Consider the following 17,528-nt stretch of genomic DNA (forward strand, 5'->3'; position numbering starts at 1 on the left):
AGCCCAGGGACGTTGCCGGGCCGTTCCCGGCGCAGCGGGGCGCCGGGAGGGGCTGCCTGCCGGGTTCAGCCGCGATGGCGGCCGCGGAAGTAGTCGATCAGGCCCTGGGTCGAGGCATCTTCGGCAGCAGGCTGGTCGAAGCCGGTGAGGCGCTGGTAAACGCCCTTGCCCAGTTCCTTGCCCAGCTCCACGCCCCATTGGTCGAAGGCATTGATCCCCCAGATCACGCTCTGCACGAAGACCTTGTGTTCGTACAGCGCCACCAATGCGCCCAGGCGGCGTGGGTCGATGCGCTCCAGGACCAGCGTGTTGCTCGGCCGGTTGCCGGGAATGACCTTGTGCGGTGCCAGGGCCTGCACCTTGTCCTCGCTCAGGCCCTTGGCGCGCAGCTCGGCCTCGGCTTCCTCGCGGGTCTTGCCGAGCATCAGCGCCTGGCTCTGCGACAGGCAGTTGGCGTACAGCCAGTGGTGGTGGTCGACCACCGGGTTGTAGCTGACCACCGGTACGATGAAGTCCGCCGGGATCAGCGGGGTGCCCTGGTGCAGGAGCTGATGGTAGGCGTGCTGGCCGTTGCAACCGACGCCGCCCCAGATCACCGGGCCGGTGCTGATGGTGACCGGGGTGCCGTCCTGGCGCACGCTCTTGCCGTTGGACTCCATGTCCAGTTGCTGCAAGTGCTTGGTGATGTTCCGCAGGTAATGATCGTAGGGCAGGATGGCGTGGCTCTGGGCGCCCCAGAAGTTGCCGTACCAGACGCCGAGCAGGGCCAGCAGCACCGGCATGTTGTTTTCGAACGGGGCCTGCTGGAAATGCTGGTCCATGGTGTAGGCGCCGGACAGCAGTTCCTTGAAGTTGGACATGCCGATGGTCAGGGCGATCGGCAGGCCGATGGCCGACCACAGCGAGTAGCGCCCGCCGACCCAATCCCACATCGGGAAGATGTTTTCTTCGCGGATACCGAACTCCACGGCCGCCTTGGTGTTGCTGGAAACGGCGATGAAGTGGCGGTGCAGTTCGCTTTCCGAACCGCCCTGGGCCAAGTACCAGTTGCGTGCGGCCTGGGCGTTCTTCAGGGTTTCCAGGGTGGAGAAGGATTTCGACGAGACGATGAACAGCGTGGTTTCCGCACGCAGCTTGGCGGACAGCTCATGGAATTCGCTGCCGTCGATGTTCGCCAGGTAGTAGCAGCGTACGCCACGCTGGGCGAAGGGCAGCAGGGCCTCGGACACCAGTTGCGGGCCGAGGAAGGAGCCGCCGATGCCGATGTTCACCACGTCGGTGATGGGCTTTTCGGTGTAGCCGCGCCAGAGGCCGTCGTGGATGCGCCCGACCAATTCGGTCATCTGATGCAGCACGCGGTGGACTTCCGGGATCAGGTTGACGCCGTTGACCTCCAGGCGGTCGCCGAAGGGCTGGCGCAGCGCCGTGTGCAGGGCTGGGCGGCCTTCGGAGGCATTCACGCATTCGCCCTTGAAGAGCGCACGGATCGCTTGTTCCAGGCCGGCTTCGCGGGCCAGGCTGACCAGCAGGTCGCGGGTTTCGCGGCTGATGAGGTTTTTCGAGTAGTCGAGGAACAGGCCGCAGGCGCTTAGGGAAAAGTCTTCGAAACGCCGGGGATCGGACTGGAACGCCTCGCGCATGCTGAAGCTGCGCATGGCCTCGCGGTGTTGGTCGAGATTCTGCCAGGAGGAAAGGGTGGTGACGTCGAGCGGGTGCTGATAATACGCCATGGGCTTGCGGCTTCCTTATTCAGAGCAACCTTTTGAACAGCAAAAAGCCCGGTACGTTCCGGGCTTTTCAGTCTAGCGCGGCAGGGGGCTCAGGCCACCTGTACCGGGATGGCATTGCTGGTGTGGCTCAGCTCGTTCCCCGGCGACATGTACAGCATGCGGGGTTTGAAATTGGCCAGTTCGGCTTCGCTGTAATGGGCATAGGCGCAGATGATCACCCGGTCGCCGACTTTCGCCTTGTGCGCGGCGGCGCCGTTCACCGAGATCATCTTCGAGCCGGCTTCGCCGCGGATGGCGTAGGTGGTGAAGCGTTCGCCATTATCGACGTTATAGATCTGAATCTGTTCGTATTCGTGGATGCCGGCGAGGTCCAGCCATTCACCGTCGATGGCACAGGAACCTTCGTAATCGAGCACGGCGTGGGTGACTTCGGCGCGGTGCAGTTTGGCCTTGAGCATGATGGCGTGCATGGCGTTTTCCTCAGTGTCCTGGCGTGGGGCCTACAGCGGCGGGTGAGTGTGCCCGAAGCCTGGAGGGTGATCAAGGTCACGAATCGAGGCTCGAACCGTTGGCGAAGTTGCCGCAGACGGTCAGGCCGTCCGCGGCGCTTCTCATGGAGTCCTCAGGCCGGATGGTCGAGGTCTACCGCCAAGTTGTCGATCAGTCGGGTGGCGCCCAAGTAGGCGGCGGTGAGAATAACCAGCTGGCGGTCTTCCGCGCTGGCGGGGCGCAGGCTGTTGGCCTCGCGGATTTCCAGGTAATCCGGACGGAAGCCGGCCTGTTCCTGTTCGAGCCGGCCGGCGGCGACCAGGGCGGCATGGTTGCATTCGCCGGCACGCAGGGCTTCGGCGATACGACTGAGGCTGCGATACAGGGCGGGGGCGGCGGCGCGCTGCTCGGCGCTCAGGTAGCCGTTGCGCGACGACAGGGCCAGGCCATCTTCGGCGCGGACCGTCGGCTCGCCGATGATCTGGATCGGCATGTTGAGGTCCTGCACCAGCGTGCGGATGACCGCCAGTTGCTGGTAGTCCTTCTGGCCGAACACGGCGAGGTCGGGCTGGACCATGTTGAATAGCTTGGTCACCACCGTGGCGACGCCCTCGAAGTGGCCCGGCCGGCTGGCGCCGCACAGCCCCTCGGAGACGCCGGGCACGCTGACGCGGGTCTGGCCTTCCATGCCGTGGGGATACATCTCTTCCACGGTGGGGGCGAACAGCAGGTGGCAGCCGGCATCGAAGAGCTTTTCCTGGTCGGCGGCGAGGGTGCGCGGGTATTTCGCCAGGTCCTCGGTCGGGCCGAACTGCAACGGATTGACGAAGATGCTGGCGACCACGAAGTCGGCACGCTGGCCGGCTTTCTCCACCAGGGCGACATGGCCGGCGTGCAGGTTGCCCATGGTCGGCACGAAGCCGATGCGCTTGCCTTCGCTACGGGCGCGGGCGACTGCGGCGCGCAGTTCGCGGACGGTCTTGACGGTGTTCATGCGGAGAATCCGTGTTCGGCGGCGGGGAAACTGGTGTCCTTGACGGCCTTGACGTAGGCGCCGATCGCAGCCTGGATGCTGCTGCGACCCTCCATGAAGTTCTTGACGAATTTCGGCGTGCGGCCGCTGAGCGACAGCCCGAGCATGTCGTGCAGCACCAGGACCTGGCCGTCGGTGGCGTTGCCGGCACCGATGCCGATCACCGGAATCTTCACCGACTGGGCGATTTCCGCCGCCAGCTCGCTGGGGACGCACTCCAGCAGCAGCATGGCGGCGCCGGCCTGTTCCAGGGCCATGGCGTCGGCGCGCATCTGCCGTGCCTGGGCCTCCTGGCGACCTTGCACCTTATAGCCCCCGAGGATGTTCACCGCCTGGGGGGTCAGGCCGAGGTGCGCGCAGACCGGTACGCCGCGTTCGGCCAGCAGGCGGATCGGCTCGGCCAGCCAGGCGGCGCCTTCCAGCTTGACCATGTGGGCACCGGCCTGCATCAGGCGGGCGGAGTTGTTCAGGGCCTGTTCGGTGGTGGCGTAGGCCATGAACGGCAGGTCGACCAGGATCAGTGCCCCCTGGTTGCCGCGCTTGACGCTGGCGACGTGGTAGGCCATCTCGTCGACGCTGACCGGCAGGGTGCTGTCATGCCCTTGCAGGACCATGCCAAGGGAATCGCCCACCAACAGGACTTCGACGCCGGCCTGGCAGGCGGCCTGGGCGAAGGTGGCGTCGTAGCAGGTCAGCATGGCGATCTTCTCGCCGCTCTGCTTGAGACTTTGCAGGGTGGTCAGGGTGATATCTGGCATCGAAATCGTCCTCATCGGCACCGGTTTGCACCGGCACGGGGCAACGGGACGCCTATAGTCCCGATGGGGGGGCATGAAGTCAATCGCAGGTGTTACCGGCGTGTTACTGGCGTTACCGCCAATGTTCGACAACGTTAGAGCCGTTCCAGGCCCTCGAACGGGCAGGCCGCCAAGAGGTCGGACAGGCGTCGTCCGTCCGGCAGCGCCAGCTCCTCTCCGGCGATTTCCGCCAGGGGGTAGAGCACGAAGGCACGGGCATGCATGTGATAGTGCGGCACCTGCAAGCGCGGCTCGTCGATGTGTCGTGAGCCGAACAGCAGGATATCCAAGTCCAGTGTGCGTGGGCCCCAACGCTCTTCTTTCCGTACCCGGCCCTGGTTCTGTTCGATGGTTTGCAGCGCATCGAGCAGAGCCAGTGGGGAGAGGTCGGTATCCAGTGCGGCCACGGCATTCACGTAGCGCGGCTGATCGGCGGGGCCCAGTGGATCGCTGATATAGAAGGAAGAGGTCGCGGCCAGCCGGCTTTGCGGCAGTTCGCCCAGCGCCGCCAGGGCGCCGCGCAATTGCTCGAGGGGGGCGGACAGGTTGCTGCCGAGGCCGATGTAGACCCGTTCCATTGTTACTCCGCCGCGCTCGGGGTGCCTTCGCCGCGCGGGCCGCCACGACGCCGGCGGGTACCGCCACGGCGGCGCTTGCGCGGTGCGGCGCTATCGTCCTTGCTGTTGAGGGCACGGATCATGTTGCGGCGTTCGCTGTCGCTGGCGTCCTGGTAGTCGGTCCACCAGTCGCCGAGGCCATCGGTCTCTTCGCCGGCTTCTTCGCGCAGCAGCAGAAAGTCGTAGCCGGCGCGGAAACGCGGGTTCTCCAGGAGCAGGTCGGCGCGTTTGCCGCTACGGCGGGGCAGGCGCTCCTGCATGTCCCAGATTTCCCGGATCGGGATGGTGAAACGCTTCGGTACGGCGGTGCGCTGGCACTGTTCGCTGATGACGTCGTGGGCGGCCTCTTGCATCGCCGGGATCGGCGGCATGCCGCGACCCTGCAGGTAGGCGACGCGAGCCGGCAAGGCAGGCCAAAGCAGGGCGGCGAAGAGGAACGCGGGCGTTACCGGCTTGCCGCGGTAGATGCGCTCGTCGGTGTTGGCCAGGGCCTGGCGGATCAGTCGGCCGGCGTACTCGGGGTTCTGTGCGAGCGCCTTGGCGCTGGCCGGGAACAGCGGGGCGAAGAGGTCGTATTCCAGCAGCAGTTCGAAGGTGCGTTCGGCCTGGCCGGAGAGGAACAGCTTGAGCACCTCGTCGAACAGCCGGGCCGACGGAATCTCGCGGAGCATGGGGGACAGCCGGCGAATCGGCGCGGCACTGTGCTTTTCGATGTCGAAGCCCAGCTTGGCGGCGAAGCGTACCGCGCGCAGCATGCGCACCGGATCTTCCTGGTAACGCTGCTCGGGGTCGCCGATCAGGCGGATCAGGCGGTTGCGGATGTCGTGGACGCCATGGGCGTAGTCGAGGATGCGCTCGTTGCTGACGTCGAAGTACAGGGCATTGATCGTGAAGTCGCGGCGCTGGGCGTCGTCTTCCAGAGTGCCGTAGACGTTGTCGCGCAGGATCCTGCCGCTTTCGTTACGTGCGGCCTGGGTGTTGTCTTCCTCTTCATCGCCCTGGGGGTGGTGGGAGCGGAAGGTGGCGACTTCGATGATCTCCCGGCCGAAATGCACATGCACCAGCTTGAAGCGACGGCCGATGACCCGAGCGTTGCGGAACTCGGCGCGAACCTGTTCGGGCGTTGCACTGGTGGCGACGTCGAAGTCCTTGGGTTCGAGATTCAGCAGGAGGTCGCGCACGCAGCCGCCGACCACATAGGCCTGGTATCCGGCATTCTGCAGTCGTTCGACCACGCTGACGGCGTGCCGGCTGATCTGTCCGCGGCGTAGGCTGTGCTGGTTGTTTCCCAATACTTCGGGCGTGCTGCGAGGATGCGGGGCGCGGCGCAGGGGAGAACGGAAAGACTGGAACAGCTTTTTCAGCATGGGATGCACTGTTTGAGGGATTGGCTGGCCAGAAATGCAAATGGCCGCAGAATGGCCGCGAATTCTAGCATTGACTGGGGAGATGGTGTAGGAAGCGGGGGCGGGGTGTCAAAGCTACTGGGGGAGCCGAAGCTCCCCCCCAAGTAGGTGCGTGCTTTGTTTTTGTTATGGTATCGGGCCTGTTGTTTTTGTTGTCCGGCCCGTCCCTCGAAGCCTTGGCCTGTCGGGAAGGTTCCCAGAGGGGGAACCAATAGCAAACGGATTGCTTTGGACGCTGACGATGCCATGATCATTCCGTGACCCAACCAGTTCAGGCGCTGCCTTGGGGCAGTTTTATTGTTCTCAGCCTGGTTGCGGGGCAAGCCCGAAGGCAACTCCTCTCCAAAAGAATCAGTTAGCTGCGCCTCCGCCTTGTTGTTTTTGTTGTGCTGGAGTCGATACGTCTTGTTTTTATTGTGGGTTTTCAGCGTTGTTATTGTTGTTGTGCCATAGATAAAGCAGATGCCGTGCCAGTTTTTATGATTCTTTTAAAATCAAAGACTTATCTGATTCCGGGTGCACCGGGAGGGCACAAAAAAGCCGGGTTCCCGTTACCGTAAGACCCGGCTTTTGTTACGAGATGTTGGGGCGGTAACAAGTTGTTGAGCCTGTCACGGGCCGCTCTATCTCATGGGCTCCTTGTCAAGAGCCGGTCGCCGCTCCCGACTTGCGGCGCGGAATGCCCAGGCGCTGACGGCGCTCCCACAGGCACTTGCGGCTGATGCCCAGTTTGCGGGCCAGCTCGGTTTCGGTCATGTGGTCCTGGTGTTCGAGCACGAAGTGCTGGAAGTAGTCTTCCAAGGACAGGTCCTCGGTCGGCTCGGAGCTGGCGTTGGCGCCCTGTTGCACCGGGTTGCCGCTGAAGTCTTCGTCGTCCAGGTCGTCCAGTTCGATATCGATGCCCAGCAGGTCGGCGGAAATCTCCGAGCCTTCGCAGAGAATCACGGCCCGCTCGATGGCATTCTCCAGTTCGCGCACGTTACCCGGCCATGGGTAATGGCGGATGGCCTGCTCCGCGTCGTGGGCGAAGCGCAGTTCACCGCGCCCCATGCGCGCGCACTGGCGGGCGAGGAAGGCCTGGGCGATCTCGCTGACGTCGGCGCCGCGCTCGCGCAGGGCCGGAAGCTTGAGGGCAATCACGTGCAGACGGTAATAGAGGTCTTCGCGGAACTGGCCAGTCTTGGCCAAAGTCTTGAGGTCGCGGTGGGTGGCGGCGATCAGGCGCACATCCACCTTCTGCGATTGCACCGAGCCGACCCGGCGGATCTCGCCTTCTTGCAGCACGCGCAATAGGCGGGCCTGGGCTTCCAGCGGCAGCTCGCCGATTTCGTCGAGGAACAGGGTGCCGCCGTCGGCCGCTTCGACCAGACCGGCACGGCCGGCGCTGGCACCGGTGAAGGCGCCTTTCTCATGGCCGAAGAGTTCGGACTCGATCAGGGTTTCCGGGATCGCTGCGCAGTTCACCGAGATCAGCGGGGCCTTGGCCCGGCGCGAGAGGTTGTGCAGGGCACGGGCCACCAGTTCCTTGCCGGTACCCGATTCGCCCTGGATCAGTACGGTCGAATCGGTCGGCGCCACTTTGCGGATCTTGCCGTACAGCTCCTGCATGGCCGAGCAGGAACCGATGATGCCGATCTCGCCGTTGGCTGCCTCTACGGGCTTCTCGGCGCCGCGTGCGGCCGGCCGTTCCGCCGAAGCCTGGCGGGCCTCCTGGCGGTCGCGCAGGATGCGCGCCACGGCCTGGAGCATTTCGTCGTGGTCGAACGGCTTGGCGATGTAGTCCACCGCGCCCATCTTCATAGAGTCGACGGCCGAGCGCAGGCTGGCGTAGCTGGTCATGATCAGCACGGGAGTGCCCTGGGCCAGCTTGATGAGTTCGGTTCCGGGGGCGCCGGGCAGGCGCAGGTCGCTGACGATCAGGTCGAAGCCGGGAATGTTGAAACGGTCCTGTGCTTCCTGCACGGAGCCGGCTTCGCTGACTTCGTACTGGTTGCGCTCCAGGAGGCGGCGCAAGGCAGAGCGGATAATGGTTTCGTCTTCGACGATCAGGATATGTGGCATCTAATTCGGCTCTCTCGACGGTCTCAAATCACAGCGGACGTCGCTTCGACATGCCGTGGCAAAGTCACCCGGATTCGGGTGCCGCGCTGGTGCTCGGGATCGGCCGGGCTGTCGATGGTGATTTGCCCATAATGCTCTTCCACGATGGAATAGACCAGTGCGAGACCCAGACCGGTCCCTTTGCCCGGATCCTTCGTAGTGAAAAATGGCTCGAACAGGCGATCCATGATGCCCTTCGGAATGCCGCTGCCTTCGTCCTCGACGATCAGGTCGACGGTGTGCTCGGACGCTTCGCTGCGGACCCGGATGGCGCCGCCGGGCGGCGATGCATCGCGGGCATTGGACAGCAGGTTGATCAGCACCTGGGCGAGGCGCTGCGGATCGCCCTCGGCCCAGTGATCGGGATCACAGAGATTATAGAACTGCACCTCGACGCTGCGCCGGTTCAGTGAAAGCAGACCGATGGCATCCTGCGCCACGGCGGCCAGGCTCACCGGCTCCTGTGCCTGCTGGCGGCCACCGGCATGGGCGAAGCTCATCAGCGACTGGACGATGCGCGAGACGCGTTTGGTCTGCTCGATGATCTGGCTGCTGATCTCGTTGAGTTCCGCGTCGTCTTCGCGCTCTTCGCGCAGGTTCTGCGCCAGGCAGGCAATGCCGGTAATCGGATTGCCGATCTCGTGGGCCACCCCGGCGGCGAGGCGGCCAATGCTGGCGAGGCGCTCGGAATGGATCAGCTTATCCTCCAGGGACTGGGTTTCGGTGAGGTCTTCGACCAGCACCACCAGGCCGCTGTTGCCTGGTGCCAGCGGCTCGTCGATGGCCGCCTTGTGCAGGTTGAGCCAGCGGGTCTGGCCGTCCAGCGGCAGGCGGTGCTTGTGCAGGTGCTCGTCGGGCAGGTTGATGAATTCTTCCAGCAGACCCTTCCAGGGTTCGGCGATAGCCGACAGACGAGAGCCCACCACGCGCAGCGCGGGGATGCCGGTCAGCTCCTCCATGGCCTTGTTCCACATCAGGATTTCCTGATCCTTGGCCAGCGAGCAGACGCCCATCGGCAATTCCTGCAACGTCTGCCGGTGGTAACGGCGCAGGGCATCCAGCTCGGCGGCCAGGCCGGTCAGGCGCGAGTGGTAGTCCTCCAGGCGGCTCTCGATGAAGTGGATGTCTTCGGTGACATAGCCCTCGCTGCCGGATTTGTAGGGCAGGAAGGTTTCCACGATGTCCTGGGCCACGCTCGGGCCCATCAGGCCGGAGAGATTGGCCTCGATGCGGTCGCGCAGGCGGCGCAGGGCATAGGGGCGACGTTCGTCGAACGGCAGATGGAGATCACGCATGGCCTGCTCGACCTCGCGCTGGGCTGTCTTGGCGCCCAGCGGCTTGGCCAGTTGGGCGGCGAATTCCTGCGGCGAGGCGGCGATCAGTTCGCGGCGTTGCGGGCGGCGCACGTTGTCCACGGCGCAGGCTTCGGCGGCGCTCTTTTCCTCCGGGCTGGCCTCGGTGAACAGCGAGACCAGGGTGAACACCAGGACGTTGGCCGCCAGCGAGGCGATGGCTGCCAAGTGCCAACTGGTGTCGTCGAGCACATAGATGAGATCGAAGAACGGTAGGTAGAAACCCTGGATGTTACCGATCAGCGGTAACAGCATGGTCACCAGCCACACGCTGATGCCACACAGCAGGCCGGCGACGAAGCCGCGCCGGTTGGCCGTGGGCCAGTACAGCACCGACAGCACACCGGGAAGGAACTGCAGGGTGGCGACGAAGGCGACGATGCCCAGGTTGGCCAGGTCCTGCTCGGCGCCGAGCATCAGGTAGAAGGCATAGCCGGCCATGATCACGGTGACGATCAGGGCGCGGCGGGTCCATTTCAGCCAACGGTAGATGTTGCCTTCGGCCGGCGGCTGGTAGAGCGGTAATACCAAGTGGTTGAGCGCCATCCCGGACAGCGCCAGGGTGGTGACGATGATCACCCCGCTGGAGGCCGACAGCCCGCCGACGTAGGCAAGCAGCGCCAGCGGCTCGCTGTGTACGGTGATGCCCAGGCCGAGGGTGAAGTACTCGGGGTTGGTGGCGGTGCCGAGTTTCAGGCCGGCCCAGAGGATCACCGGCACGGCCAGGCTCATCAGCAGCAGGAACAAAGGCAGGCCCCAACTGGCGCTGACCATGGCACGCGGGTTGAGGTTCTCGGTGAAGGTCATGTGATACATGTGCGGCATCACCAAGGCCGAGGCGAAGAACACCAGCAGCAGGGTGCGCCAGGGGCCCTCCTGCAACGGGGTGTGCAGCGCCGAGAGCACCGTCTGGTTCTGCAGCAGCCAGATTTCCAGTTCCTTCGGCCCGCCGAACACGTGGTACAGGGCATAGAGGCCGATCCCGCCGATGGCGACCAGCTTGACCACCGATTCGAAGGCGATGGCGAACACCAGCCCCTCGTGTTTCTCCCGGGTGGCGATGTGGCGCGCACCGAAGAGGATTGTGAACAGGGTGATCAGGCCGCAGAAGGCCAGGGCGACGCGTTCCTGCACCGGCTCCCGGGTGAGGATGCCGATGGCGTCGGCCACCGCCTGGATTTGCAGGGCCAGCAACGGCAGCACGCCGATCAGCATGAACAGCGTGGTCAGGGCGCCGGCCCAGGTGCTGCGGAAGCGGAAGGCGAACAGGTCCGCCAGGGACGACAACTGGTAGGTGCGGGTGATGCGCAGGATCGGGTAGAGCAACACCGGGGCCAGCAGGAAGGCGCCGGATACGCCGAGGTAACTGGCGAGGAAGCCGTAGCCATACTGGTAGGCCAGGCCGACGGTGCCGTAGAACGCCCAGGCGCTGGCATAGACCCCGAGCGACAGGGTGTAGGTCAGCGGGTGGCGGATGATCCAGCGCGGGATCAACCCACGCTCGCTGACCCAGGCGACGCCGAACAGGGCGAGCAGGTAGGCGGCGCTGATCAGGATCAGCTGGCTGAGGCTAAAGCTCGTCTGCATCGCGTTGACTCTGGAGAATGAAGGTCACCACGATCAGGATCAGCCACAGCAGATAGGGCCGGTACCAGGCGCCGTTGGGGTCGATCCACCAATCCATGATGGCGGGGGAAAACAGATAGATCCCCACTACCAGGAGCAGGACCAGTCGGTAGATGTACATAGTGAGCGGCAAGCCTCGAGCAGCAGGCTGTCAGTTATAAGCGCTGCGCCGCGGCTTGGCGAGTCTTGACGGCATCAGCGCAACTGCGCTTCGGCCAGGGTGCGGCTGCGTGGAATCCGCGTGGCGTCCCAGTGGGCGATACCCCAGGTGAGCACCGCTCCGGGCAGGCTGCCCTCCAGCTCCGCCGGCGGCTGCTGCCCGAGGGCACGCAGTGCACGGAGCAGCAGCGGGCTGGCCTGGTCCGCGGCGAGCGGTGGCGAGCGGTAGGACTTGCCCAGTTTGTGCCCGTCCGGCTGGATGATCAGCGGCACGTGCAGGTAGCGCGGCTGGGGCAGGTCGAGCAGGTCCTGAAGGTAGAGTTGGCGCGGGGTGGAGTCGAGCAGGTCGGCGCCGCGCACCACGTCGGTGACGCCTTGCCAGCCATCGTCCAGTACCACTGCGAGCTGGTAGGCATAGAGGCCGTCGCGGCGGCGGATCACGAAGTCGCCGACGTCTCGTCCGAGGTGCTGGCGGAATTCGCCCTGCACACGATCGACGAAGGCGTATTCGCGGTCAGGCACGCGCAGGCGGATGGCCGCGTCGTGCCGGTCATGCCCGGCATTGCGGCAGGTTCCCGGATAAACGCCGCCATGACCCTCCAATTGTTTGCGCGAACAGGTACAGGCATAGGCCAGGCCGCGTTCGATGAGACGGTCGATGACCTCGGCATAACGATCATGCCGTTCGCTCTGTCGGACCAGCTCGCCGTCCCATTCGAAACCGTAGCTTTCCAGGGCATGCAGGATGGCGTCCTGCGCACCGGGCATTTCGCGGGGCGGATCGAGGTCCTCCATGCGCAGTAGCCAGCGTCCGCCAACGGCGCGGGCATCCAGGTAGGAGGCGAGCGCCGCGACCAGCGAGCCGAAATGCAAGTAGCCGCTTGGCGTGGGCGCGAAACGGCCGACATAGGCGGGAGCATTCATGGGGAAGAAGCGCGCAAAATGAAACGGGGCGCCGAAGCGCCCCGTGCCGGGATCAGGAACCGAGCTGCTTTTCCTTGATCTCCGCGAGCGTCTTGCAGTCGATGCAGAGCGTCGCGGTGGGGCGGGCTTCCAGCCGGCGGATGCCGATCTCGACGCCGCAGGAATCGCACCAGCCGTACTCGTTGTCTTCGATCAGCTGCAGCGTCTCGTCGATCTTCTTGATCAGCTTGCGCTCGCGATCGCGGGCACGCAGCTCCAGACTGAATTCTTCTTCCTGGCTGGCACGGTCGGCCGGATCGGGAAAGTTGGCCGCTTCGTCCTGCATGTGGTGCACGGTACGGTCGACCTCCTCCATCAACTCCTGTTTCCACTTGTTCAGGATGTTGGTGAAGTGAGCGCGCATGCGGTCGCTCATGTACTCCTCGCCCTTGGTCTCCTGATACGGCTCGAAGCCACGGACGAGCTGGTTGTTGTTGGGTGTCGTTTTAGTAATGGGCATGGATGACCGCCTCTCGCTATATCCATTGCGCAGGTAGTTGTCCCTCGCCGGACGACCGGCCCTGCGGCTGCAAGCGGGCGAACTTACCAGATCAAGTCGGGGTGCGCTACTCCCGGTTGTCATGGTGGCTGCAGCGGCTCGGGGACGTTGGGTAGAATTCGTGTTTCGCCTCAATCAGAGATCATCATGGCCTCGTATTACAGTGCGCGTAGCCGCGCCATCGAACCTTTTCACGTCATGGCCTTGCTGGCGCGTGCCAACGAGTTGCAAGCAATGGGCCATGATGTCATTCATCTCGAAATCGGTGAACCGGATTTCACCACCGCCGCGCCCATCGTCGCGGCGGGGCAGGCGGCGCTGGCCGACGGGCATACGCGTTACACCGCCGCCCGGGGATTGCCGCAGCTCCGTGAAGCCATTGCGCGTTTCTACACGCAGCGTTACCGATTAACCATTGACCCCGAACGCATCCTGATTACTCCCGGCGGGTCCGGCGCCTTGTTGCTGGCCAGCAGCCTGCTGGTCGATCCGGGCAAGCACTGGCTGCTCGCCGACCCCGGTTATCCCTGCAACCGCCACTTCCTGCGCCTGGTGGAAGGCGCGGCGCAACTGGTGCCGGTGGGCCCCGAGGTGCGCTATCAACTCACGCCCGAGTTGGTCGCCCGGCATTGGGACAAGGATAGCGTCGGTGCGCTGGTTGCGTCGCCCGCCAACCCAACCGGCACACTGTTGCACCGCGACGAGCTGGCCGCGCTGTCCGCTGCCTTGAAGGAACGCGGCGGCCACCTGGTAGTGGATGAGATCTACCACGGCCTGACCTACGGGACGGATGCCGCCAGCGTGCTGGAGGTGGACGACGACGCCTTCGTGCTCAACAGCTTCTCCAAGTACTTCGGCATGACCGGCTGGCGCCTGGGCTGGCTGGTGGCGCCGCCGACGGCCGTGCCGGAGCTGGAGAAACTGGCGCAGAACCTCTACATCAGCGCGCCGAGCATGGCCCAGCATGCCGCGCTGGCGTGCTTCGAACCGGAGACCCTGGCGATCCTCGAGGAGCGCCGCGCCGAGTTCCGCCGGCGCCGCGACTTCCTCCTGCCGGCGCTGCGCGAGCTGGGCTTCAGGATCGCGGTGGAGCCGGAGGGCGCCTTCTATCTATATGCCGACATCGGCGCCTTCGGTGGCGACGCCTTCGCCTTCTGCCGCCACTTCATCGAGACCGAGCACGTGGCCTTCACGCCGGGTCTGGATTTCGGCCGTTATCTGGCGGGCCAGCACGTGCGCTTCGCCTACACCCAGAGCCTGGAACGCCTGGAGCAGGCAGTGGAACGCATTGCCCGCGGCCTGCGGACCTGGCAGCCCTGATGCGCTTCGTTACCCCGTTGGAAGAGGCGCGGCTGGTGCGCCGTTACAAGCGCTTCCTCGCCGATATCGTCACTGCGGACGGTGAGGAGCTTTGCATCCACTGCCCGAACACCGGCTCCATGCTCAACTGCATGGCCGATGGCGGGCGGGTCTGGTTCCACCGTAGCCAAGACCCGAAGCGCAAGCTGCCGGGCACCTGGGAACTGAGCGAAACGCCCCAGGGCCGACTGGCCTGCGTGAACACCGCGCGGGCCAATCCGCTGGTGGAAGAGGCACTGCTGCACGGGGCGATCCCCGAGTTGGCCGGTTTTACCGCGCTCAAGCGCGAAGTGCCCTACGGCTTGGAAAACAGCCGGGTGGATTTTCGCCTGGACTATCCGACCGGCCCGGCGTTCGTCGAAGTGAAGAGCGTGACCCTCGGCTTCGACGGCAGTCCCATCGCCGCCTTCCCCGATGCCCAGACCGTGCGCGGCGCCCGTCATCTGCGTGAGCTGGCCGCGTTATCTCGGCAAGGCGTGCGGGCGGTGCAGCTGTATTGCGTGAACCTGTCCGGCATCGAGGCGGTGCGGCCGGCGGAGGAAGTCGATCCACTCTACGCAGCGGCGTTGCGCGAGGCGGTGGCGGCCGGGGTCGAGGTGCTGGCCTACGGGGCCGAGTTGAGCCCGGAGGAGATTCGTCTGGTGCGCCGGCTGGAGGTGGTCCTGTAGAGGATCAGCAGGCCTGTTCGCGCAGGAATCCAGAGTCTGGCGACGAGGCCCTCCGAGGCCGCTCGGAACGTGGCCGATCATTGCCAATATCGGTAGATTTTTTGTAAGCGTTTTGCCGCTTCATCTTCAAATGTGACCGGCTCACTGTCTTTCTGAATGTTTGGCCGGAAACAATGCGCCCCATCCATGGATGAAGAAAGGGCATGCACATGAAGGTGCTATTCCTCCACCAGAATTTCCCTGGCCAGTTTCGCCACATCGCTGCTGATTTAGCGGGACGCCCAGGCATCGAACTGCTGGCCATCGGCCGAGAACAGGCACCGGGGCTGCCGGGCGTTCGCCTCTTGCGTTACCGGCCGCACCGCTCGCCGAACAGCGGCACCCACCCGTATGCCCGTACCTTCGAAGACGGAATACTGCACGGCCAGCAGGTTCTTCGCCTGTTATTGGACCTCAAGCGCCAAGGCTATCGCCCCGACGTGGTCATGGCCCATCCGGGCTGGGGCGAGAGCCTTTACGTCAAGGAGGCTTTTCCCAAGGCACGCTTGGTTCATTTCTGCGAGTACTACTACCAGACCCAGGGAGCCGATGCCGGCTTCGACCCCGAATTTCCCATGGATATCAACGGTGCGGCCAGAATCCGCAGCCGTAATGCCATGCACCTGCTGAGCCTGGAAAACTGCGACGCCGCTATTACCCCGACGCAATGGCAGCACAGCCTCCATCCCTCCGCCTATCAAGACAAGATTCGGATCATTCACGAGGGAATCGACACCGCCAACCTGGGACCTGATCCCGAAGCCGGGTTGAAACTCCCCGACGGCCGGATACTCAAGGCGGGTGAACCCATCGTCACTTACGTGGCGCGCAATCTGGAGCCCTACCGAGGCTTTCACACCTTCATGCGCGCGCTGCCGCGGATACTGCACGAACACCCCACATGCCACGTGGTTATCGTGGGTGGCGATGACGTCAGCTATGGCAGCCGGCCAATGGACGCCCCCAACTGGCGTACGAAACTCCTGGCGGAAAACCCCATCGTTCCGGAGCGGGTGCACTTCCTCGGCAAAGTCCCTTACGCCACCTATAAGCGGGTCCTGCAGATAGCCGCCGTCCATGTGTACCTGACCTATCCCTTCGTCTTGTCCTGGTCTCTCTTGGAAGCCATGGCCAGCGGCTGCCTGATCGTCGGCTCGAACACCGCGCCCGTGCGCGAAGTGATACGCCACGGGGAAAACGGTTTATGGGTGGATTTCTTCGATACGGAAGAAATCGCCAGGCACGTAGTGAATGCACTGAGCAGGCCAGGCGACTTCCAGGCATTGAGGCGTGCCGCTTGGTTAAGTGCGCAAGATTATTCGTTGAGCCGAGGTGTGGAGGCTTATAGGCGCTTGATTCATGGCGATGACTTGGTGAGCGATGAAGTGCTGGCACAGCCAGTAGCGCCAACCCAGTCCCTGGCTGACCGCCTACAAATGCCCTAAACACGCTGCCGGTGCGGCAGCCGCCACATCGACCACGTATTGAACACAAGGAAAGAACGGTAACTATGAACACTAACACTCTGAGGGCCGCGGCATGAACCTGGCCCGTAGAACCGCGTTAACCCTGATTCTTCTCGGCCTGTTCGCCGGCTGCGACGGTGACCCAGCGCCCAAGGTAACGAACATGCCTGCGATGACGGCGGAGCAGGTAGTCATCGATCCGGCGGAGATGACACCGCTGCAACGCGCCGAGGCTGGTCAGGCACTTTGGGAGGAGAAGTGCCGGACGGTGGCCGGAGAAAAAATCTACAAGACCGTGCCTGATGTAGAAGGGTTAGTACTGCTTAAAGTAAGACCGGAGGCCGGCGAAAGGGAATGGGCTGATCCCATGTGGCCGGGGGCGGCGTTTGCTCTGGAAGCCCAGACTGATGAATACATCACCACATTTCTTGGATACGAATACGCCGTTAGAACGAAGGGTGTGCCAGATAAAATCACCAAGGAGCTACGCGGATATATTGCAACGGACCGTCGTCCCGGTCTTATGGATCGTCCCGGCTACCGCTATGTCGATGTGATCGATTCTGAAGATAAACAGCGATACCGGTATGTATTGGTTCATAAACCTAGACCTACGTCGAAAATAGGCTGGATAGATACCCTCCTGGAAAAATCTCCTGCCCCCGATCCCATTCCACGCTATGGCGTGACCTTCGAGGACCACGTGATCTCCGAGGAGCGCGCCCTGGGTGTGGCTAGCAGCACGGTCAAGGTCATCGATCTTCAGACCAATGAAGTGCTGGGCGAAATGCTGCGTTATGCCTGGAGTACCCCAGCCAGTCGGGCCAACCCTAGCCCCTGGCTGACCGCCTACAAATGCCCTGGGCACGCTGTTGGTGCTGGTGCAGCAACCCGCAAATTCGTAGACCAAATCCTTATCCCAAGGAAGGAGCAATAAATCATGAACACTCTGAGCATTTCTGACTATCTTAAATACGCCAATCTGCAAATGGCCGCCGAGGCACTGTATGGTTTCGACGCCACTATTAATCCAAATCAGGAGCCTGGCAAAGATACGTCAGGTGCTTTGACAAAGGAAAACCTGACCACCGGCAATCACCACGCCAGTACATTTACTAAAACCCAAGTCGAACTCTCCGGCCTGACCAGCGACTGGGTAGTGGTCGAGCATCTGTCCAATACCAGTACCGGCTTCTCCGGAACTCTGTTCAAGCACAAAGATACC

The 17,528-nt window shown here is 63.6% G+C and carries 16 protein-coding genes; 5 read left to right on the forward strand and 11 right to left on the reverse strand.

Annotation, left to right across the window (positions count from 1 at the left end):
• Positions 1-65: 65 nt before the first annotated feature.
• The 11 genes from pgi to dksA form a co-directional block, all read right to left on the reverse strand.
• The gene (gene pgi, locus BZL41_RS10160) at positions 66-1,730 is read right to left on the reverse strand and encodes a glucose-6-phosphate isomerase (RefSeq protein ID WP_095599181.1); all 1,665 of its coding nucleotides are present in this window, start codon (positions 1,728-1,730) and stop codon (positions 66-68) included.
• Between the two features lie 89 nt (positions 1,731-1,819).
• Positions 1,820-2,200 (reverse strand): aspartate 1-decarboxylase, encoded by a 381-nt coding sequence (panD, locus tag BZL41_RS10165; RefSeq protein WP_084335404.1) that lies wholly within the window; start codon positions 2,198-2,200, stop codon positions 1,820-1,822.
• 152 nt (positions 2,201-2,352) lie between these two features.
• A complete protein-coding gene (gene panC / locus BZL41_RS10170) occupies positions 2,353-3,213 on the reverse strand; it encodes a pantoate--beta-alanine ligase (RefSeq protein ID WP_095599182.1) in 861 nt (286 codons plus the stop codon).
• Positions 3,210-4,010, reverse strand: coding sequence for a 3-methyl-2-oxobutanoate hydroxymethyltransferase (panB, locus tag BZL41_RS10175; RefSeq protein ID WP_084335406.1), 801 nt, complete (start codon positions 4,008-4,010; stop codon positions 3,210-3,212). Before panB ends, panC begins: the two co-directional genes overlap by 4 nt.
• Positions 4,011-4,144: 134 nt before the next feature.
• Positions 4,145-4,627, reverse strand: coding sequence for a 2-amino-4-hydroxy-6-hydroxymethyldihydropteridine diphosphokinase (gene folK / locus BZL41_RS10180; RefSeq protein WP_095599183.1), 483 nt, complete (start codon positions 4,625-4,627; stop codon positions 4,145-4,147).
• 2 nt (positions 4,628-4,629) lie between these two features.
• Positions 4,630-6,033, reverse strand: coding sequence for a polynucleotide adenylyltransferase PcnB (locus BZL41_RS10185; protein ID WP_095599184.1), 1,404 nt, complete (start codon positions 6,031-6,033; stop codon positions 4,630-4,632).
• Between the two features lie 681 nt (positions 6,034-6,714).
• Complete coding sequence (locus BZL41_RS10190) at positions 6,715-8,133, reverse strand: sigma-54 dependent transcriptional regulator (protein WP_095599185.1); 1,419 nt, start codon at positions 8,131-8,133, stop codon at positions 6,715-6,717.
• 23 nt (positions 8,134-8,156) lie between these two features.
• Positions 8,157-11,111, reverse strand: a complete 2,955-nt coding sequence (locus BZL41_RS10195) for a sensor histidine kinase (protein ID WP_095599186.1) — start codon at positions 11,109-11,111, stop codon at positions 8,157-8,159.
• Positions 11,095-11,271 carry a hypothetical protein gene (locus BZL41_RS10200; protein ID WP_003095129.1) on the reverse strand — a complete coding sequence of 59 codons (177 nt, stop codon included), beginning with the start codon at positions 11,269-11,271 and terminating at the stop codon, positions 11,095-11,097. Before BZL41_RS10200 ends, BZL41_RS10195 begins: the two co-directional genes overlap by 17 nt.
• A 74-nt stretch (positions 11,272-11,345) precedes the next feature.
• Positions 11,346-12,233, reverse strand: coding sequence for a tRNA glutamyl-Q(34) synthetase GluQRS (gluQRS, locus tag BZL41_RS10205; protein WP_095599187.1), 888 nt, complete (start codon positions 12,231-12,233; stop codon positions 11,346-11,348).
• Positions 12,234-12,285: 52 nt separating this feature from the next.
• The gene (gene dksA / locus BZL41_RS10210; protein WP_095599188.1) at positions 12,286-12,732 is read right to left on the reverse strand and encodes an RNA polymerase-binding protein DksA; all 447 of its coding nucleotides are present in this window, start codon (positions 12,730-12,732) and stop codon (positions 12,286-12,288) included.
• A 186-nt stretch (positions 12,733-12,918) separates the two neighbouring features.
• On the opposite strand from dksA, the gene BZL41_RS10215 reads away from it, so the two are divergent.
• The 5 genes from BZL41_RS10215 to BZL41_RS10235 all read left to right on the forward strand — a co-directional run.
• Positions 12,919-14,091, forward strand: a complete 1,173-nt coding sequence (locus BZL41_RS10215; RefSeq protein WP_095599189.1) for a pyridoxal phosphate-dependent aminotransferase — start codon at positions 12,919-12,921, stop codon at positions 14,089-14,091.
• Positions 14,091-14,798, forward strand: coding sequence for a DNA/RNA nuclease SfsA (gene sfsA, locus BZL41_RS10220; protein ID WP_095599190.1), 708 nt, complete (start codon positions 14,091-14,093; stop codon positions 14,796-14,798). The genes BZL41_RS10215 and sfsA overlap by 1 nt, the downstream gene beginning before the upstream one ends.
• 209 nt (positions 14,799-15,007) lie before the next feature.
• The gene (locus tag BZL41_RS10225) at positions 15,008-16,282 is read left to right on the forward strand and encodes a glycosyltransferase family 4 protein (protein ID WP_095599195.1); all 1,275 of its coding nucleotides are present in this window, start codon (positions 15,008-15,010) and stop codon (positions 16,280-16,282) included.
• Positions 16,283-16,376: 94 nt separating this feature from the next.
• Positions 16,377-17,240: a hypothetical protein gene (locus tag BZL41_RS10230; RefSeq protein ID WP_095599191.1), complete on the forward strand. Its 864-nt coding sequence runs from the start codon at positions 16,377-16,379 to the stop codon at positions 17,238-17,240.
• Positions 17,241-17,243: 3 nt separating this feature from the next.
• The coding region (locus BZL41_RS10235; RefSeq protein ID WP_143518059.1) for a hypothetical protein at positions 17,244-17,528 on the forward strand (285 nt) is incomplete at its 3' end.

It is taken from the genome of Pseudomonas sp. PIC25 (assembly GCF_002286785.1).
Lineage (GTDB): Bacteria > Pseudomonadota > Gammaproteobacteria > Pseudomonadales > Pseudomonadaceae > Pseudomonas_M.